The 15,386-nt window shown below is 60.2% G+C and carries 12 protein-coding genes; 11 read left to right on the top strand and 1 reads right to left on the bottom strand.

Annotated features, from left to right (window positions below; all coding sequences use genetic code 11):
- Positions 1-33: 33 nt before the first annotated feature.
- The 11 genes from NGM06_RS23620 to NGM06_RS23570 all read left to right on the top strand — a co-directional run bounded on the left by NGM06_RS23620 (position 34) and on the right by NGM06_RS23570 (position 13,088).
- Positions 34-306: a hypothetical protein gene (locus tag NGM06_RS23620; protein ID WP_254270762.1), complete on the top strand. Its 273-nt coding sequence runs from the start codon at positions 34-36 to the stop codon at positions 304-306.
- A 237-nt stretch (positions 307-543) separates the two neighbouring features.
- A complete protein-coding gene (locus tag NGM06_RS23615) occupies positions 544-3,600 on the top strand; it encodes a PD-(D/E)XK nuclease family protein (RefSeq protein ID WP_254270963.1) in 3,057 nt (1,018 codons plus the stop codon).
- Complete coding sequence (locus NGM06_RS23610; protein WP_254270761.1) at positions 3,593-7,231, top strand: UvrD-helicase domain-containing protein; 3,639 nt, start codon at positions 3,593-3,595, stop codon at positions 7,229-7,231. Before NGM06_RS23615 ends, NGM06_RS23610 begins: the two co-directional genes overlap by 8 nt.
- Positions 7,232-7,367: 136 nt before the next feature.
- Positions 7,368-8,306: a ParA family protein gene (locus NGM06_RS23605; protein ID WP_122106900.1), complete on the top strand. Its 939-nt coding sequence runs from the start codon at positions 7,368-7,370 to the stop codon at positions 8,304-8,306.
- Positions 8,299-8,700 (top strand): DUF7970 domain-containing protein, encoded by a 402-nt coding sequence (locus tag NGM06_RS23600; protein ID WP_235167900.1) that lies wholly within the window; start codon positions 8,299-8,301, stop codon positions 8,698-8,700. Before NGM06_RS23605 ends, NGM06_RS23600 begins: the two co-directional genes overlap by 8 nt.
- 405 nt (positions 8,701-9,105) lie before the next feature.
- The gene (locus NGM06_RS23595) at positions 9,106-9,642 is read left to right on the top strand and encodes a DUF7437 domain-containing protein (protein ID WP_248653074.1); all 537 of its coding nucleotides are present in this window, start codon (positions 9,106-9,108) and stop codon (positions 9,640-9,642) included.
- A complete protein-coding gene (locus NGM06_RS23590; RefSeq protein ID WP_248653075.1) occupies positions 9,639-10,166 on the top strand; it encodes a PIN domain-containing protein in 528 nt (175 codons plus the stop codon). The genes NGM06_RS23595 and NGM06_RS23590 overlap by 4 nt, the downstream gene beginning before the upstream one ends.
- Positions 10,167-10,236: 70 nt before the next feature.
- Complete coding sequence (locus NGM06_RS23585) at positions 10,237-10,764, top strand: DUF7342 family protein (protein WP_248653076.1); 528 nt, start codon at positions 10,237-10,239, stop codon at positions 10,762-10,764.
- 128 nt (positions 10,765-10,892) lie between these two features.
- On the top strand, positions 10,893-11,204 hold the full coding sequence (locus tag NGM06_RS23580; protein WP_248653077.1) for a DUF8065 family protein: 312 nt from the start codon (positions 10,893-10,895) through the stop codon (positions 11,202-11,204).
- A complete protein-coding gene (locus NGM06_RS23575) occupies positions 11,205-11,810 on the top strand; it encodes a hypothetical protein (protein ID WP_248653078.1) in 606 nt (201 codons plus the stop codon).
- Between the two features lie 9 nt (positions 11,811-11,819).
- Positions 11,820-13,088 carry a site-specific integrase gene (locus NGM06_RS23570; RefSeq protein ID WP_248653079.1) on the top strand — a complete coding sequence of 423 codons (1,269 nt, stop codon included), beginning with the start codon at positions 11,820-11,822 and terminating at the stop codon, positions 13,086-13,088.
- Between the two features lie 55 nt (positions 13,089-13,143).
- Here the strand turns inward: NGM06_RS23570 and NGM06_RS23565 are convergent, their stop codons facing one another.
- Positions 13,144-15,375: an amino acid permease gene (locus NGM06_RS23565; RefSeq protein ID WP_248653080.1), complete on the bottom strand. Its 2,232-nt coding sequence runs from the start codon at positions 15,373-15,375 to the stop codon at positions 13,144-13,146.
- Between the last annotated feature and the right edge of the window lie 11 nt (positions 15,376-15,386).

The raw sequence follows: 15,386 nt of genomic DNA, 5'->3' as shown, positions 1-15,386 counted from the left end.
TGTGATCGTTTTCCAATTGCTCGTCATCCAAATATGACCTCAGATCCAGTAGATATTCTCGATGACCTGGCTGACCAGGTCGCCGAGGAATTCGAGGCGTACAGACAGCCGGATGAATTCAAAGTCGTATCGCTTGTCATCGACAACAACGATCCAGACCGGCCAACGCTGATCGTACACGTCGATAGAGAGGACGCCGATACGCTGGCTGATGAGATAGAGGACTTCCTGCAAGAACGGGGTGCTCGAACTCAGCGCGAACGACATTCGAACACAGATATCCGAGTGCTAGCGACCGTCGACTGAGTTCTCAGTCCTCTCTGATTTTTTGGCCGCTTCTGGTAAGCCGCTCCTAAGCTGTCACTCTCGCCAAGAGTGAAGTGAGACCGATATCTTGGTAGGGAGTGTTCGATGGATTCCACGCTCCTCACCGGCCCGAAACACGCCCGATTGGAACGACGGGCATTTCAGCGGGCTGATGACATTGCCACCGACTCGCTGGGGAGTATTCTCTACATAACGCGAAACGACGCTCGCAGGAGTATGGTTGAGGACCGCTGGGCCGCGTCGCACGATCCCCTCCGTCTTCGTGCCGAGACGCTCGACGGGGTCGTTCGGGAGTGGTACGAGGAGCTCCACGGTCCGGTTCAACCCCTCTCCGGGCAGCTGAACCGCCGGCTGGCGGAGTACGCTCTGGACAGATCGACAGCCGAGACAGATGGCGCTCTCGCTGGCGAACCTGCCTCTGCCGCTCTCGCTGATTCGTTCAGTAGCCGCTTCTCGCTCTTCGACGACGCCGGCGTCGGTACCGCTGACGCGCTCGTAGCGGAGTTCGAGGGCTCAGACGTCGATGACCGTATCGCGAAAGCCACTGCCGACGCGTACCGACACTACCGGGATCTCCACGGCGACTATGTCGACGAGTGGGTCTGTACCCGGGGAGAAATGTTCGACGCCGTGGCGACGGCGGAGCAGTCACTATCGGCGTTCTCTCCGGAACCGGATGTCGTCATCCTTTCCGGGTATCACGAGTTCCGTCCTGTCGAACGCCGCCTCATCGAACGCCTCGTCGATGAACTTCCGATGATCGCACTGCTGCCGCTCCACCAAGATGGCCGGAGCGGAGTCGACGCCGTTGCGGAGGACGCCTTGGATGTCTACGAAGCACTTGACTTTGAGGCAGTAGAACTCGAGCCCGTCGACGAGTCAGGGCGGGCCTTTGGAACGATCACCGAGTCGCTCTACCGCCCGGACCCGGACACTGTCCCTGCTCCAGACACTCTGCGATGGCGTGAACTCCCGACGCCCGAGCGCGAGATTCGCTTCGTCGCTCGCGAGCTCCGGACTGAGTTGGCCAATGGTCGCGATCCCGACGACCTGGCTGTCGTCGTCCCGGGGACCGAGGCCTATTCGAGGTACGTCGAGGACACGTTCGATACGTTCGACATCCCGCACGTCACGACCGCCGCCTCACAGCTGAACCGGACGTTCACCGGGAGCGTTGTACACGACCTCCTGAACCTCGCCGAACCCGACCCCCGTGCTGAGGACCTCACGTCCCTGTTAGCAAATCCATTGGTCGACGTCGTCGACACCGACCAAGCCAACGCTGTCACGGCAGCTGCTCGCCGGCGTGATACTGTTTCTGTGTCACCCCTGCTCGAGGACGTCGACGACCAGGCGGCGGCACTGATCGAGGAGCTGCTGGCCACGCTAGAGACGCTCCGAACGGAGGACATCGAGGGCGCAACCGAGACGCTCCGACGACTGTTGGACGACCGGTTCGACCTGGAGGCGGCGACGGAGGACTACGCCAGCGGCGCCGAGCAAGCCGTTGAACAGCGAGCCTACGACCTCGTGGACGAGGTCCTCTCTTCGTTCGAGTCGCTGGCGGCGGTCAATAGCGATCTCTCCCCGTTGGCACTGTTCACCCGTGCGCTCGATGGTGTGCCGATCAGGGTTCCACAGCGCGCTGCTGGCGGCCATGTTGAGGTGATGGGGCTGCTCGACGCCAGGATGCGCTCGTTTGAGAAGGTGTTTCTCGTGGGCCTGACAAGCGAACACTTCCCTGTGACGCCGGAACGCCCGGCCTTCTTCGAGGAGATGACCGACGCCCATCCGCGATTCGACACCGGCGACGAACGACTCCGTGGCCGCTATCTCTTCGCGACGCTGCTCGCGAACGTCGACGAACTCACGATCACCACACCAGAGACGGGCGACGACGAGTCTGCCGTCGTCCGGTCGCCGGTCCTCGACGAACTCCAGCGCGTGACCGGCATCGACCCCGAAGACGGCGTCGACGACCGCGTAGGCTCCCGCGAAGACCTCCAGCGCCACGTCGCTGTAACGGCCGACCGGCGTGCGGCAGTCAGCCGCGCCGGCGACCGAGGTGACCTCTCCCCCGAGCAGACCAAGCGCACGGATCGGGGACTCCACTGTGCGGACAACAGGGGAACGGCTGGCCTCTCCGAACACGACGGCATGTTAGAACCCGAGACCGTCGCTGAGGTCTATCCTCCGTCGGAACGAGAACCCTACAGCGCGAGTCGGATCGAGCGATACGTCGAGTGTGGGTTCAAGTTCTACGCCGAGAAAGTACTCGGAATCGAGGATCCCGACGACGTTGAGGTCGTCCCTACGCCCCTCGAAACCGGGTCGTACGTTCACGACGTTCTCGAACGATTTTTTGCGGATCTGCAGGACGAGACCAAGGATAGTGTCGATCTCACGGACTTCGACCGGGGCGACTTGGCGACGTACCTTCGCGAGATCGCCGTCGAGGAACTCCGGGATGCCGACTTCGAGTACGACGGTCTGTTCTACGAGCGGTGGAAAGCGGAGCTGTTCGCGGGCTTGGGTGAGGGCGAGAGCGCTCCGTACGAGGCCGGGAGCAAACCCCACGACGCACCGGAACAGGGGTTGTTCGCTACCTTCTTCGACAACGAGCTCTCGCGGGACGGCGCTGGCCGCCCACACCTATTCGAGGCCCCGTTCGGTGAGGGGCTTCCCGACTCGGATGCTGGTCCGTTCACAGTTGAGCGACCGGACGGCTCGACTGTCTCGATTCGGGGTTACATCGACCGCGTTGACGTGAGCCGGGATGGTGAACAACCGACGCTCACGCTCTACGACTACAAGACTGGGCGAGCACCGTATATGACGAAAACGACTGGCGGCACGAAGTTCCAGCTCCCCATCTATCTGCTCGCTGCGGCCAACGTCGTCGACGGTGATCTGTTCGAGCAGGGATCGCTTTCAGCGACGTACTATCAGGTACGGCCCCCCAACGACCTCAAGGTTCCACGCGGCGTCGAATCGAAGTTCGATTCAGAGGTCGAACTCCGTCGGTTCCTGAACGATGTCGTTCCGGAGTGGTTGGGCCAGATCGACGAGGCGATCGGCAACGGTCGGTTCCACACGACGCTTCTGTCCGCCCGCGGAGCGAACTGCCGATACTGTGACTACCGTCGGGCGTGCGATGTCCGCCATCACCGCAAGCGGGAGTTCGTCGATAAAGTCCACGAGGACGACGCTGCGTACGTTCCACTCCGTGTTCGTGACGACGAGGACATCGAGGCGGTGATGAGCGATGACTGAGGACCCTGAGGAGATTCAGCTCACGGAGGAACAGGAGGACGCGCTCGTCCAGGGCCGGAACGTCGCGATCACTGCCGGCGCCGGGACGGGGAAGACGACGACGCTCACCGAGCGGTACGTGACGATTCTGGCCGAGAACCCGTCGCTCACTCCGGAGAACATCGTCACGATCACCTTCACGCGAAAGGCTGCTGCCGAACTGACCGAGCGCGTTCGGGAGGAGGTGTACGACCGGCTCGAGGCCGTCGACTCACCAGAGGCCTATCACCGCTGGCGAAACGTCCTCGACGACCTGGAGGACGGCTACGTCCACACCATTCACGCGTTCTGTACCCGGCTCCTGCGGGAACGGGCCGTCGAGGCTCCGGTCCCGCTCGGCTTCGACGTGCTCGACGAAGACGGCGCCGCGACACTCCAACGCGAAGTCGTGACGGAGTTCCTCGAACGCAACCAAGACGATGACGACGTGGAGCTCCTTGCTCAGCTTTGGAGTCGTGACCAGTTGGTCGATGTACTCGCTGGATTACTCGATGATCGCCCACAGAGCGAGACCGTCCTTGAGGCGTGGCGTGACGCCGAGGTCGACGACTACGTCGATATCTGCTGGGAGTTTGTCTGTGACCTCGATGCTGCCGACGCTCGACAGACGCTGTATGCGGACGGACTCCTCGAGCAGCTACGCACGGTCGCAGGCCGCGTCGACCGTGAGGTCGCTATCGCCGACGAGGACGGCCTTGGGGCCTACCGGACCTTCACCGAGGTCGCGACGACACTCCCTGCCGACCCGGAGGAAAGCGATCCTCGCGACTGTCAGCGGGCAATCCTCGAGCTCTACGAGGACTGTGAGAAGAAGAACGGCGGCCTGTACAGCAGTTCGGGGTACGTCGTCGGTGACCGGGACGAGTGGGATGAGTACGGTGACGTCTACGACGACCTGAAGGACGTCATCGACGCGGTCATCGCGGCCGTCGAACCGCACGCGGATGCAGTCGAGACGACGCCCGGTGAACTCGAATCGAACAGCGCCCACTACGCACTGGCTCTGATGCGGGTCTTCGACGCCGTCCTCGCAGCCTACACCGACGAGAAGGAGCGCCGCGATACGCTCGACTTTCCCGACGTGATCGAGACCACCCTTGAGTTCTTGCGAGCGAACGATGCCGTCACGGAGCGGCTTCGAGACCAGTTTGCGGCCGTGATGGTCGACGAGTTCCAGGACACGGACCCGCGCCAGTGGGAGCTGGTCAAGCTCCTCACGGGCGTCGACGAGCAGACGGCGTCGAGCGTCTTCCTGGTCGGCGACGAGAAACAGAGTATCTACGGATTCCGTGGCGCCGACGTAACGACGTTTGGAGCGGCGAGAGCGGAACTTCGGGCCGTCAACGAAGCCCGTGGGGTCGACGATGTCCCCGACAGCGAGGCCGAGAGTCCGACGGCGCTCGAACTCTCTGGGAACTTCCGGACGCTGGATGAGCCGCTGTCGTTCTTGAACGAACTCTTCGAGTACCTGTTCCAGTCGGAGGGTGATACGCACGAACCCTACGAAGCGCCACCACAGGAGTTGACCACGCAACGTGACCGTGTCGAGGACATCGAGGGACTTACCGGGAGTGTCGAGTATCTCGCTGTGCCCGACGATGCCGACACTGCGGCGGAACTCTTCGGCGACGACCATCCGGTCGCCGAAGGTGCGCTGGACCACACCATCGAGGCCGAGGCGCAAGCACTCGCTGCTCGACTGACCCACCTGTTCGACGATCCGCCGACAGTCCAAGACCCCGACACGGGTGATCATCGCGACGCTACGCCGGACGACACGGCGATCCTCCTTCGCCGGCGAACCCATCTGGATCGGTATCAGCGCGCCCTCGAAGAGTACGACATCCCCTACACTGTCGTCGGTGGCGTCGGGTTCTACGATACGCCTGAGGTCCAGGCGCTCACGAACCTGCTTCGAGTACTCGGTGATCCACAGGACGACGTCTCCCTCTACGGGGTGCTTCGGTCGCCGCTGTTCCGATTCACCGATGACCGCCTCGCACCAGCTGTCGCAGAGGCCGATTCAGTGTGGGATGCACTCGCCGAGACGGACGATCCACAGCTCGCGGATGCTTTCGACCTCCTCACTTCGTGGCGGACCCTTAGTGGCTGTGCGATGCCGTCTGAGGATGGTGTGCTCCCGTGGAATCGTCTGTTGTCCCGGGTGATCGACGACACGGGGTATCTGGCGAGTGTGAGTGCTGACGAACGCAGTCAGCAGGCCGTCGCGAACGTCGAGAAATTTCGCGACCAGGTTCGAACTTGGAGTGAGAACGGTGTTCACACAGCTGCTGGGTTACTCCACCGGATCGACCGCCAAACCGAGATTGACCCCCGAGAAGGAGAGGCTGACATTCCGGGTGATGTTGAGGGCGTTCGGATAATGACGATTCACGCCGCGAAGGGACTTGAGTTCCCAATCGTCACTGTCCCCGATCTCGGAAGTGACCTCAATTTCGGGCGGTCCGTTGACGACCACGGCTATGTCCGCCTCGTCGAGGGGACGACTGATGCCCCACCGATTCCTGCAGTAGGTGCTCCCCACCCCAACGATGCGTTCGCAATCGAGAAGACGGCAGTCCACGAATATGCCGATCGTCGCTCGCTCCCGCAAGAGCGTGCGGAATCCAAACGACTGCTCTACGTGGCCTGTACCCGAACTCGGGACCACCTGCTGCTGTGTGGAACACACGACATCGATATCGATGAGTCTGGCCACATCGAACTCGGTGAGCCAGATGATTTCGACGACGCCAGTCGATGGCGGGATTGGCTCCAGCCCATTCTGTTTGACGACCATGAGCTAGTCGCTGAGACGTTTCACGATGGAGCTACAGACGCTCGAATTGGTGATGCCCAATACACCATTCAGGCGCCACCTCGGCCGGTTGAATGGCAATCTGAGGCTCCGACTGAAGAGTTAGACCCTGCGATTACTGTCCCTTCCCCGCCGGAACGTCAGGCTGCCGTTCGCGTTGCCGCGACGACCCTCGTCAGTGCTGTTGCGGATGCCTCCGAAGACGGACACAGCTACACGTCGGGGGATGGGACAGTCGGATTGAGTCCCACCACCTTCGGAACTGTTGTCCATCGGCTCAATGAGCTCCGTCCCCCACGAGAAGAGTGGCCCTCGTTTATTCGTCAATTGAGTCGTATGGGGAGCGAAGAACCGACGGATGACGATCTCCAAGCGGCCGTGAGCCATGCCCAGGATGCGATCCGGTTCGTCGATGAAACTGAGGCGGACCTCCCACTCGAAGCGACCTATGACGAGTACTCAGTTGTCGCTCGTCTTGATGACTCCCGCATAGTGGGTGATATTGACCGTCTTCTGGTCACTCCTGATGCGTATCATATCATCGACTACAAGACGAACGATCTTTCGTCGACGACGACTGATACCCTCGCTGACCACTATCGGCCGCAAATGCTTGCCTACGCTCTCGCGCTCTTCCAGCACGATCCCGCCCGGCAGGTTCGTGCTTCACTCCGGTTTACCGATGTTGGGGTCGAAGAACGGTTTGAGTGGCAACGGAGTGAACTGACTGATATCGAATCTGAACTTCGCTCTATGTTGGAGCTCGTCTCCTAAGCCACGTTTACTGATTCTATCCTAACTATTCTAGAGTAGTAAACTATTCTGGAATAGCGTATAGCTTTGGAATAGAATACTATTCGGACTATTCACCACAGAGTTAAGTTGAGAGGAGTTGATACTGCTGAATAGTATGAGTGGCTCAGATAGCGAGAATAGCATAGATAGAACGAATAGCCCGAATAGCCCATATGATTCGGTACAGACCGACGGCAACTTTCGGGCTGTTTCGGTTTGTATGCTTAAGGGGGGCGTCGGAAAATCGACGATTGCGGTCAACCTCGCCCGACAGCTGGCCGCACACGAACACGATGTCCTCCTCATCGATCTTGACCCGAACGGTCACGCGTCCGTTGGGCTGGGTTTTGACGACCAGTATCACAACACCGAGGAAACAATCGGCGACGTCTTCTTCGACGATGCTGACCCGACTTCTGTTGTCTACGATACCAGCTACGAGTTCGATATTCTCCCGTCCAGCGAGGATTTAGAACAGGTCGAGCGGGAGATCGTCGTGGGCGACGTGTTCCAACCCTCTGCGCTGCTCAAACGGGAAGTCGTCGACCCACTCCTCGGTGATACGTACGACTATATCGTCACGGATTCGCCGGCGTACCGGTCCCGACTCACGGACAACGCGCTCGTCGCGACAGCGAATCTCGTGCTTCCGCTCGCTCCTGGGAACGAGGCGATGGCCGGCTTGGAGCGAACCATCGAGCGACAGATCTCCCCGCTTCGGCAGCATATGGACGTCGACGTCCTGTCGCTGGTTCCGAACATGTTGAGCGGCCGTATCGACCAGCAGACTCAGGATCGACAGCTCCTCGAACGTCTCAACTCGCACGATAACCTTCAGGACCGCATCCCGAATTTCGCGAGAATCACGGACTGGGAGGCTGTCGACGCCGGCGATCTCAAACCATCACCGGGCATCCGTGACCGTACCAGCATCACGAAGGCCTACGGCGAGCGCAAACCCCTGCTGGACTACGACCCTGACTGTGACCAGTTGCAGTGTTTCGACGAGTTGGCGCACATCGTTGAGGCTGGGGAGGTGGTCCGCCATGGCTGACGACGATCCGTTTGCCGACCTCGGGGAGACACTCGAAGATGAACCGGACGACGAACCCCAGGATACGGATGACGCGTCTGAATCGGAAGGCGACGAGGAGACGCCCTCTCAGGAACCCGTCGAACGACAAAACCCGATGACAGATTCAGCGTTCAGCTATGAGGCCGCTAAACAGCGGCCTTTCTACGCCCGGGAGGCTACGATCGAGGACTTCGATTCCTGGCTGAAGTATGAACTGGAACGCGAGCTCAACCAGCAGGGCTACCAGAACATCGTCGTTCGGGAAATGACTGATGCTCTTCTCCGAACCGTCGTGGAGGAAGATCTCGTAGACGAAGTGGCCGAACGGTTCGAACAAGCCCGCGAGTCTGCTTCTTCAGAATCGACTGAATAGCGTACTATTCCAAAATAGAAAACTATTCTACAATACCCCAGCAGCAACCTCAGAATAGTCTGATTCCGCCTCTATACGGTGGACTCAGTTGAGACCGCCGGCTCAGTTTTAGTATAGCGACATATAATTTATAAATCCGGTTTCTTGGCTACTAACACTTCTACCGCCGGGATTCGGCACTTCAGGCAAATAAGCGTCTGGACGTGATTACACGAATAATCACGACCAGATTGAAGTACCCCGCCGCCGTCGGTGAAGCACGAATGCTGCAACCGCCTCACGACGCCGCTTCCCCCGGGGTTGAGCCGCAGCAAGCGGCTGTCTCTCTGCGGGTATTGGACTGGTTGCGAGTTCCGATCCATCGCCGGAAGTCTTATCACGAATTATCTATAATTCGTAATCGAGATGGCGCACTCGCCGCCCCGGTCAGGTCGACCACCTATTCAGCAGCTGCAGACGGTCGTCGACCTTCTCGAGACGCCGGCACTCGCTCGGCTGTACGCCTACATCTTGCAGCACGGCCCCGTCACCGTTTCCGAGATCGTCGACGAGCTCGATATCCCACAAGGGACCACCTACGACTACGTGCAGAACCTCGAAACAGCTGGCTTAGTGGAGAAAACCCGTGATCAGCGACCGTATAAATACGACGCCGAGTCGATTGCACTCACGCTCTCGACGGACGGCGAGACCCAAACGATCACGCCGGCCCTTATTGCAGCCGTCGCCCGCCGAGAGGAGGACGAGGACGTCGACGTCTACATCGAGCGTCATGGCCTCGACAGCCTTGCTGTCGCCCTCGAGTACGCCTACGAGTACGTCGACGGCACGGTCAACCATCGGATTGCGGCCCGGGAGCTTGACCTCTCACCGCTTGAGGCCGAGATCATCCTCCAGGCGCTGGAACCGGTTGCGACCGAGTACGCCGACGCGGCTGCATGACGACGGTCTATATCGCCGATACCGGCGTCTTTGTACGGTGTGGTGGCCCGGACAAGGACAAATTTCAACGGCTTCGTCGGGCACTCCGACAGGCCGGTGTCTCATTGCGTATCCCGCAGCGCGTCTACGAAGAGCTCGGGGGCGATCCTGCAGCGGACGAGTATCCCTCGGGGAACATTCCCTATCCCGATGGATTCGAGGAGGGGTGGATCGTCGTCGCCGACGAGCTCGACTACACCAATCCACTCGTCTCGACAGTGATGGACGAAGCGCGCCGATTCATCGCCAACGAGACCGACCGCGACGAGGATGTCACCGAGAAAGCGGACACGGCACTCGTTGGGCTTGCTGCTCAAGTACTCGACACTGGGGAGGCAGACCACGTTGTTCTCCTAACGACGGACAAACCGGCTGGACGCGCGGCCGAGACGCTCCTCCCTCAACACGGCTTCAGCGACCGAATCGAATTCCGGTACGTCAGCGTCGAGTATCTCGAGACGATCACCGCCAACGAATTTCGGTGACCCATCCCCTGATGTCGATATAGAACTATCCATCTCAACCTATATTAAGAAATCGCGTTGATAGTAGGATATGACAGAAGATACTGGACTACGGAATCAACAGACTACGGGCGAAGACCGCGTGCGGATGGTCGCCCGGCAGCTGTCGGAGCCGCGGACGGCCAACTGGATCGCCTCCGAAGCGGGCTGGTCACACGAACCAACCAAACGCGTCCTCGAACGCCTCGTCGACGATGGGATCCTCCATCGTGACGAAAGCGGCACTCACACGACGTATTACCCTGATTACCGCCGCCAAGCGATGCAGGAGGCGATGCGCCTCCGAGACAGCGGGCACACTGTCGAGGAGCTCACGGACCGTCTCGCCGATATGAAGACGCAGATTCGCGACTGGGAGGACGAATTCGGCGTCGAGTCACCGAACCAGCTTCGTGGAACGCTCGCCGACGAGTCCCTTGACTCCGACGAGGAAGACCGGCGCCGTGAGATCGCCCGCGAGTGGGAGCACCTTCAGCGGCGTATCCAGATCGTTGGCTTCGCCATCCGCGAATGGGACTTCCTCGCTCCGACGACAGAGCCTGCCGAGGCCAACAGCTAACGGATGTCGGTCCCACATCCAGGTGGTGATCCGAACGCGAACCTCTACGCTCGATAGAAGCTCGCCACCCACCCACGTGTTCACACATGGGGGAACAACTTATCACTCTGCCCCGCGTAATTCGTATCATGAGCCAGGAATCGCTTGACGATACGATCAAATTCCGTGCTGGGCCGCTCAAAGAGGCGGCGAACGAACTCGATTCCGTCCATCTGGGCGGAATCAACATTAGTGAACTCGCACGCGAAGGGCTCACTCAGATGCTTCGGCGAGCGATGACGGACGACGACAAGATCGCGATTTACGAACGCTATTCAGCGGGCGACCTCTCGGAGGACGCTGCTCGCGTGCTCCTCGGTGAAGAGTTCGACCTGCTCGAAGAGGACATTGGCGATTTCCGTGAGGCTGCCAAGGATGACACTAGTGACTATCTCGTCTAAATGGCAAGTGACGACACTCGGTATCCGATCTTGGTCGATACGGACGCGCTGATTGCCGTCGCGAACAGCCCCTTGTGGACCGAGATAACCGACCAAATCGGCCTCACGACGACAAACGTTTGCAAACAGGAACTCAAGCGACACGTCGAGAACACACGCGAGACAGCGCCAGAGGGAAGCCGTCCGTACCGGCTTCATTACGGGAGCCGTACCGCGCTCGATGCGCTCGAGGATAACGAAACACCGCTCACCCAGGTGACGAGCGTCCCCCGTCCCCACGGAGCGGACGCCGGCGAGGAATCGCTCCGACAGGAAGTGCTACAGAACCCGGGGGCCGTTGACTACGTCATCTTGATGGACGCGGCGGGCCGGCGCTCGATTCGTCGTGCTGTCGACGACCAAGACGAAGATATCCGTGTCGTGACACCGCCGTTTTTGTTCTACATTCTTTACGACAACGAGCTAATTTCGCGTCGCGAGTTCTGCGAAGCGTGCGGCGAGATGTTGGAACGTGAGGGCTGGACCGGATACAACGCCGTGAAAGCTGCGTGGGAGGCGATCCCGATTGATTGTAGTGATATTCTGGACGACCACCTGCTCCCGTGACGAAACCGTATGAATCAGAACACCTCATCGACACGCGATGGTTCGACACCGCTCGACGACAGCTTCGAGCGCTACCTGCAGGACAAGGGGAAAGGCCGGGGTGGCGATGGCGGGAACTACCGACGCAACGCGGCGCGCGAGCTCGAGCGGTTCGCCGAGTGGGCCGCCGGCGACCGCGGTGACGACGACTGGACCGGTATCACTACCGACGACGTCGACCGCAAACCCACCTTTGAGGACCTCGACGAACGCGTCTTCCGGGAGTACGCCCGGCACCTCGCCGGTGATCGCGGGCTCAAGCAGAATACCGTACAAACCTATTACCGCTATATCTCTGCGTGGTGTGGCTGGTGCGTCAACGAGGGTTACCTCGAGGCCCACTACGCTCAGCGGGCGAGTGCGATGGCTCCACTTCCCGAAGACGACGGCCGCAAGCCCGGCGACCAGCAGGCCTGGACGTCCGAGCAGCGCCACGCCTTCACCCGCCACGTCGACGAACGGGCCCGCGACGCCGTCGAGGCGTACACGACCCTCTCGGAGGATACTGACCCCCTCGACAAACAGCGAGCGCGCTACGCGGCGCTGAAGGCGGCTCGTGACCGGGCGCTGGTGTTCGTTCTCGCGTACACCGCCGTTCGGGTCGGGGAACTCCTTCGAGACCCAAACGATCCGCGCCGGCGCGGCGTCCGCTGGGAGGACCTCTCCCTCGACGACGGGAGTATGGACGTCTACCGGAAGAAACAGCAGTGGGACGCCGCCAGTCTCCCCGACCCGGTGATCTCGCCCCTGCGGAGCTACCGCAAGCTGATGGACCCGCCGACGGACCGCTGGCCGGTGTTTTCGACGTTCGACCAGCGGACGCTTGCGACGCTCGTACAGGACGAGCTGGCCGACCGAGGGAAACACCCGGATACAATCGACGATAGACGTAGCGAGTTCGCTCGTGACCTCTTATTGGCGCTCGATGAGGACGTGCGACCGCCGTCGATCACGACGGACGGCGCACGGTCGATTCTCCAGCGACTCTCAGAGGCCGCAGAGATCGACATCGACCATCCGAAACACGACTATCTCGCCCCTCACGGCGGTCGACGTGGGATGGGAGAGGTCCTCGTTCGGGCGTTCGGGTACACTGTCGCTGCCCGGTACTTGGACAACTCCGAGGAGATGGTTCGCGAACGGTATTCGCATATCGAGGCTGGGGAACTCGGTGATGTTGCGACTGAGGCACTTTCCGAAATTGACGACTATCTGGGAACAGGTGCATCCCCGGGATAACGTTTTGCTGTTGTCCGGAGAGGTGTGTTCACCGTTAGGGGGGACTCCGCACTGGTCATTTCGATAGCTGTTCCTCTAGAGGACGCGTAGCTGGCTCGTCGACTTCGAGGGGACCGCGAACGATGCCAACGTTGCTCGTTGCCTCCTGACTGATGCGTTCTGCGATCGTTCCAAACATAATCCGAGACGCTTCGCTCCGTTCGGACAGCCCGACACAGATCGTATTGTAGTGATTAACGGTCTCGAGGATCGTGGCTTCGATATCATCGGCAACGATGACCTCACTCTCATACTCCTCTGGATCGAGTCCTGCTTGGTGTGCAACGTCTTCGATCACTGCTTCCCCTCGTTCGACAGCAGCGGATTCCGGTTCTCTTTCTGGCTGAACGTTCACTAGTGTCGGGACGCTCCCGTCGACGGTCGCAAACTCAGCAGCCCGCCGTGCAGCAACCGGCGAGTGGGGCCCCGGACCTGCCAGGGCCACGGTGGTACCGATCGTCTCGTCGTGGAGCGTAACGAGAGTGACTTCACATGGTGCCCTCTCGACGACGGAGTCGAGATTCGGGCCGAACACGTGCCCCAGTCGAGTGAGCGTTCCCTTCCAGCCGAGCAGCACTTGATCGGCGTCCTCTTCGAGAATCGCCTCAAGAATCGTCTCGTCGACGCGCTGTCCGGTCATCGCCACCGTCCGCAGATTCACGTCCATCTCCGCTGCGATATCCCGTGCCGCTTCGAGGAGGTCGTGCTGGTGGTCGAGGCGCTCGGCTTCGATGTTCTGTTGTGGTGACGGGTCGGCAACCTGGAGAACGTTCACTGCCACGAGTTCTGGCGTCTCTTCGTCGGTATGTGCGTGTGCAGTTGCCGCTGCCAGTCGGAGGAGGTCCTGCTGTGTCTCGGGATTCACGACTGGAACAACGACCGTGTATCCATCTACTGTCGGCGAGATTGCATCGTCGATGAGGCCTCTGTCGATGGCGTGCTCCTTGACGTAGATGAAGTACCAGCCCACACCGACTCCGACGATTCCTAATCCGAGGAGGATGATGACCGACGCCATCTGTGAGATGACGACGAGCGAGAGTACCACCCCGAGGATCGGTACTGCCGGATACAATACATCGGGAATCTTGAACGACGGATCGTAGTCTTCGGGATCGGCCCGACGGAAGACGACAAGGGCGACGTGGACCATCGAATACGAGACGAGGAAGCTGAAACTCGCAACCTCGGCCAAGAGCGCGACGATCGTCTCGATATTGAGCCCGGCAGCAATCAGTAACGCCGTGACGGCACCGGTTGCGATGATCGCCCGGTGTGGGGTACCGAATCTGTCGTGGGTGACGTTCAGCCAGTTGCTCATCAACTCATCGCGCCCCATCGCGAAGTTCACTCGGGCCGCTGCGAGAATCGAAGAGTTCGAACTGGAAATCGCTGCGATGGCTGCAGCGGCGACGATTGCCACAACTCCGATTGAGCCCATAAACACGACTGCGACATCCGAAACCGGAACGAGTGAGTCACCAAGTGCTTCGTATCGGATGACCCCGGTACTGACAAGCATCACTAATGCGTAGAGGATCGTGACGAGGACGACCGAGAGAATCATCGTCAGCGGGATGTTCCGGCTGGGATCTTTGACTTCCCCTGCGACAGTCGCGATGATCTCGAAGCCGAGAAATGAGACGAAAACGACGCCAGTCGTGGCGATAATCCCACTCGGTCCCGTGGGAGCAAACGGCTCGAGATTGGACGGGTCGATAAAGAACAGACCGAGAGCCACGTACGCCAGGACGACTACGGTTTCCGTCCCAATCATCACGTTTTGTAGCTGGCTCGACTCCTCTGTCCCGTAGTAATTCACCCCGACAATCAGGGCCAGTCCCGCGAGTCCCAGAAGGACAATGAACAGTCGGCCATCGAGAAATGGAATCGGCTCGACGAGGTATTGGCCGAATCCGATCATATAGAACGCGCTGGCGAACATGAGGCCACTCCACATTCCCCATCCGACGATGCTTCCGAACAGTCCACCGAGAGCACGATTCACGTAATGGTAGCTTCCGCCGGCAATGGGCATTCCTGTCGCCAGCTCGGAGAGCGACAGGGCCGCGAGCAACGCGACGAAGCCAGCGAGTATGAAGGAGATCGAACTCGCGGGGCCGGCACCTTCGGCTGCGATTCCTGGTAGGATGAAAATTCCCGCTCCAATCATCGTACCACCGCCTAGTGTCATCGCCTCGAGGAACCCGATATTCCGCTCTAGTTCCCCGCCGCTGTCGTCGGTCATGCTGGTCGCTC

It is taken from the genome of Halorussus aquaticus, assembly GCF_024218795.1.
In the GTDB taxonomy this organism is placed as follows: domain Archaea; phylum Halobacteriota; class Halobacteria; order Halobacteriales; family Haladaptataceae; genus Halorussus; species Halorussus aquaticus.
Note: the sequence above shows the minus strand (reverse complement) of the source record. Positions and strands in the feature narration are given on the sequence as shown.

Excerpts from the sequence above, each read along its gene's own strand:
- NGM06_RS23595 (WP_248653074.1), top strand. The coding sequence starts at position 9,106 with ATGGCGCACTCGCCGCCCCGGTCAGGTCGACCACCTATTCAGCAGCTG.
- NGM06_RS23590 (WP_248653075.1), top strand. The coding sequence starts at position 9,639 with ATGACGACGGTCTATATCGCCGATACCGGCGTCTTTGTACGGTGTGGT.
- NGM06_RS23615 (WP_254270963.1), top strand. The coding sequence starts at position 544 with ATGGTTGAGGACCGCTGGGCCGCGTCGCACGATCCCCTCCGTCTTCGT.
- NGM06_RS23605 (WP_122106900.1), top strand. The coding sequence starts at position 7,368 with ATGAGTGGCTCAGATAGCGAGAATAGCATAGATAGAACGAATAGCCCG.
- NGM06_RS23610 (WP_254270761.1), top strand. The coding sequence starts at position 3,593 with ATGACTGAGGACCCTGAGGAGATTCAGCTCACGGAGGAACAGGAGGAC.
- NGM06_RS23600 (WP_235167900.1), top strand. The coding sequence starts at position 8,299 with ATGGCTGACGACGATCCGTTTGCCGACCTCGGGGAGACACTCGAAGAT.
- NGM06_RS23580 (WP_248653077.1), top strand. The coding sequence starts at position 10,893 with ATGAGCCAGGAATCGCTTGACGATACGATCAAATTCCGTGCTGGGCCG.
- NGM06_RS23570 (WP_248653079.1), top strand. The coding sequence starts at position 11,820 with ATGAATCAGAACACCTCATCGACACGCGATGGTTCGACACCGCTCGAC.
- NGM06_RS23585 (WP_248653076.1), top strand. The coding sequence starts at position 10,237 with ATGACAGAAGATACTGGACTACGGAATCAACAGACTACGGGCGAAGAC.
- NGM06_RS23620 (WP_254270762.1), top strand. The coding sequence starts at position 34 with ATGACCTCAGATCCAGTAGATATTCTCGATGACCTGGCTGACCAGGTC.
- NGM06_RS23575 (WP_248653078.1), top strand. The coding sequence starts at position 11,205 with ATGGCAAGTGACGACACTCGGTATCCGATCTTGGTCGATACGGACGCG.
- NGM06_RS23565 (WP_248653080.1), bottom strand. The coding sequence starts at position 15,375 with ATGACCGACGACAGCGGCGGGGAACTAGAGCGGAATATCGGGTTCCTC.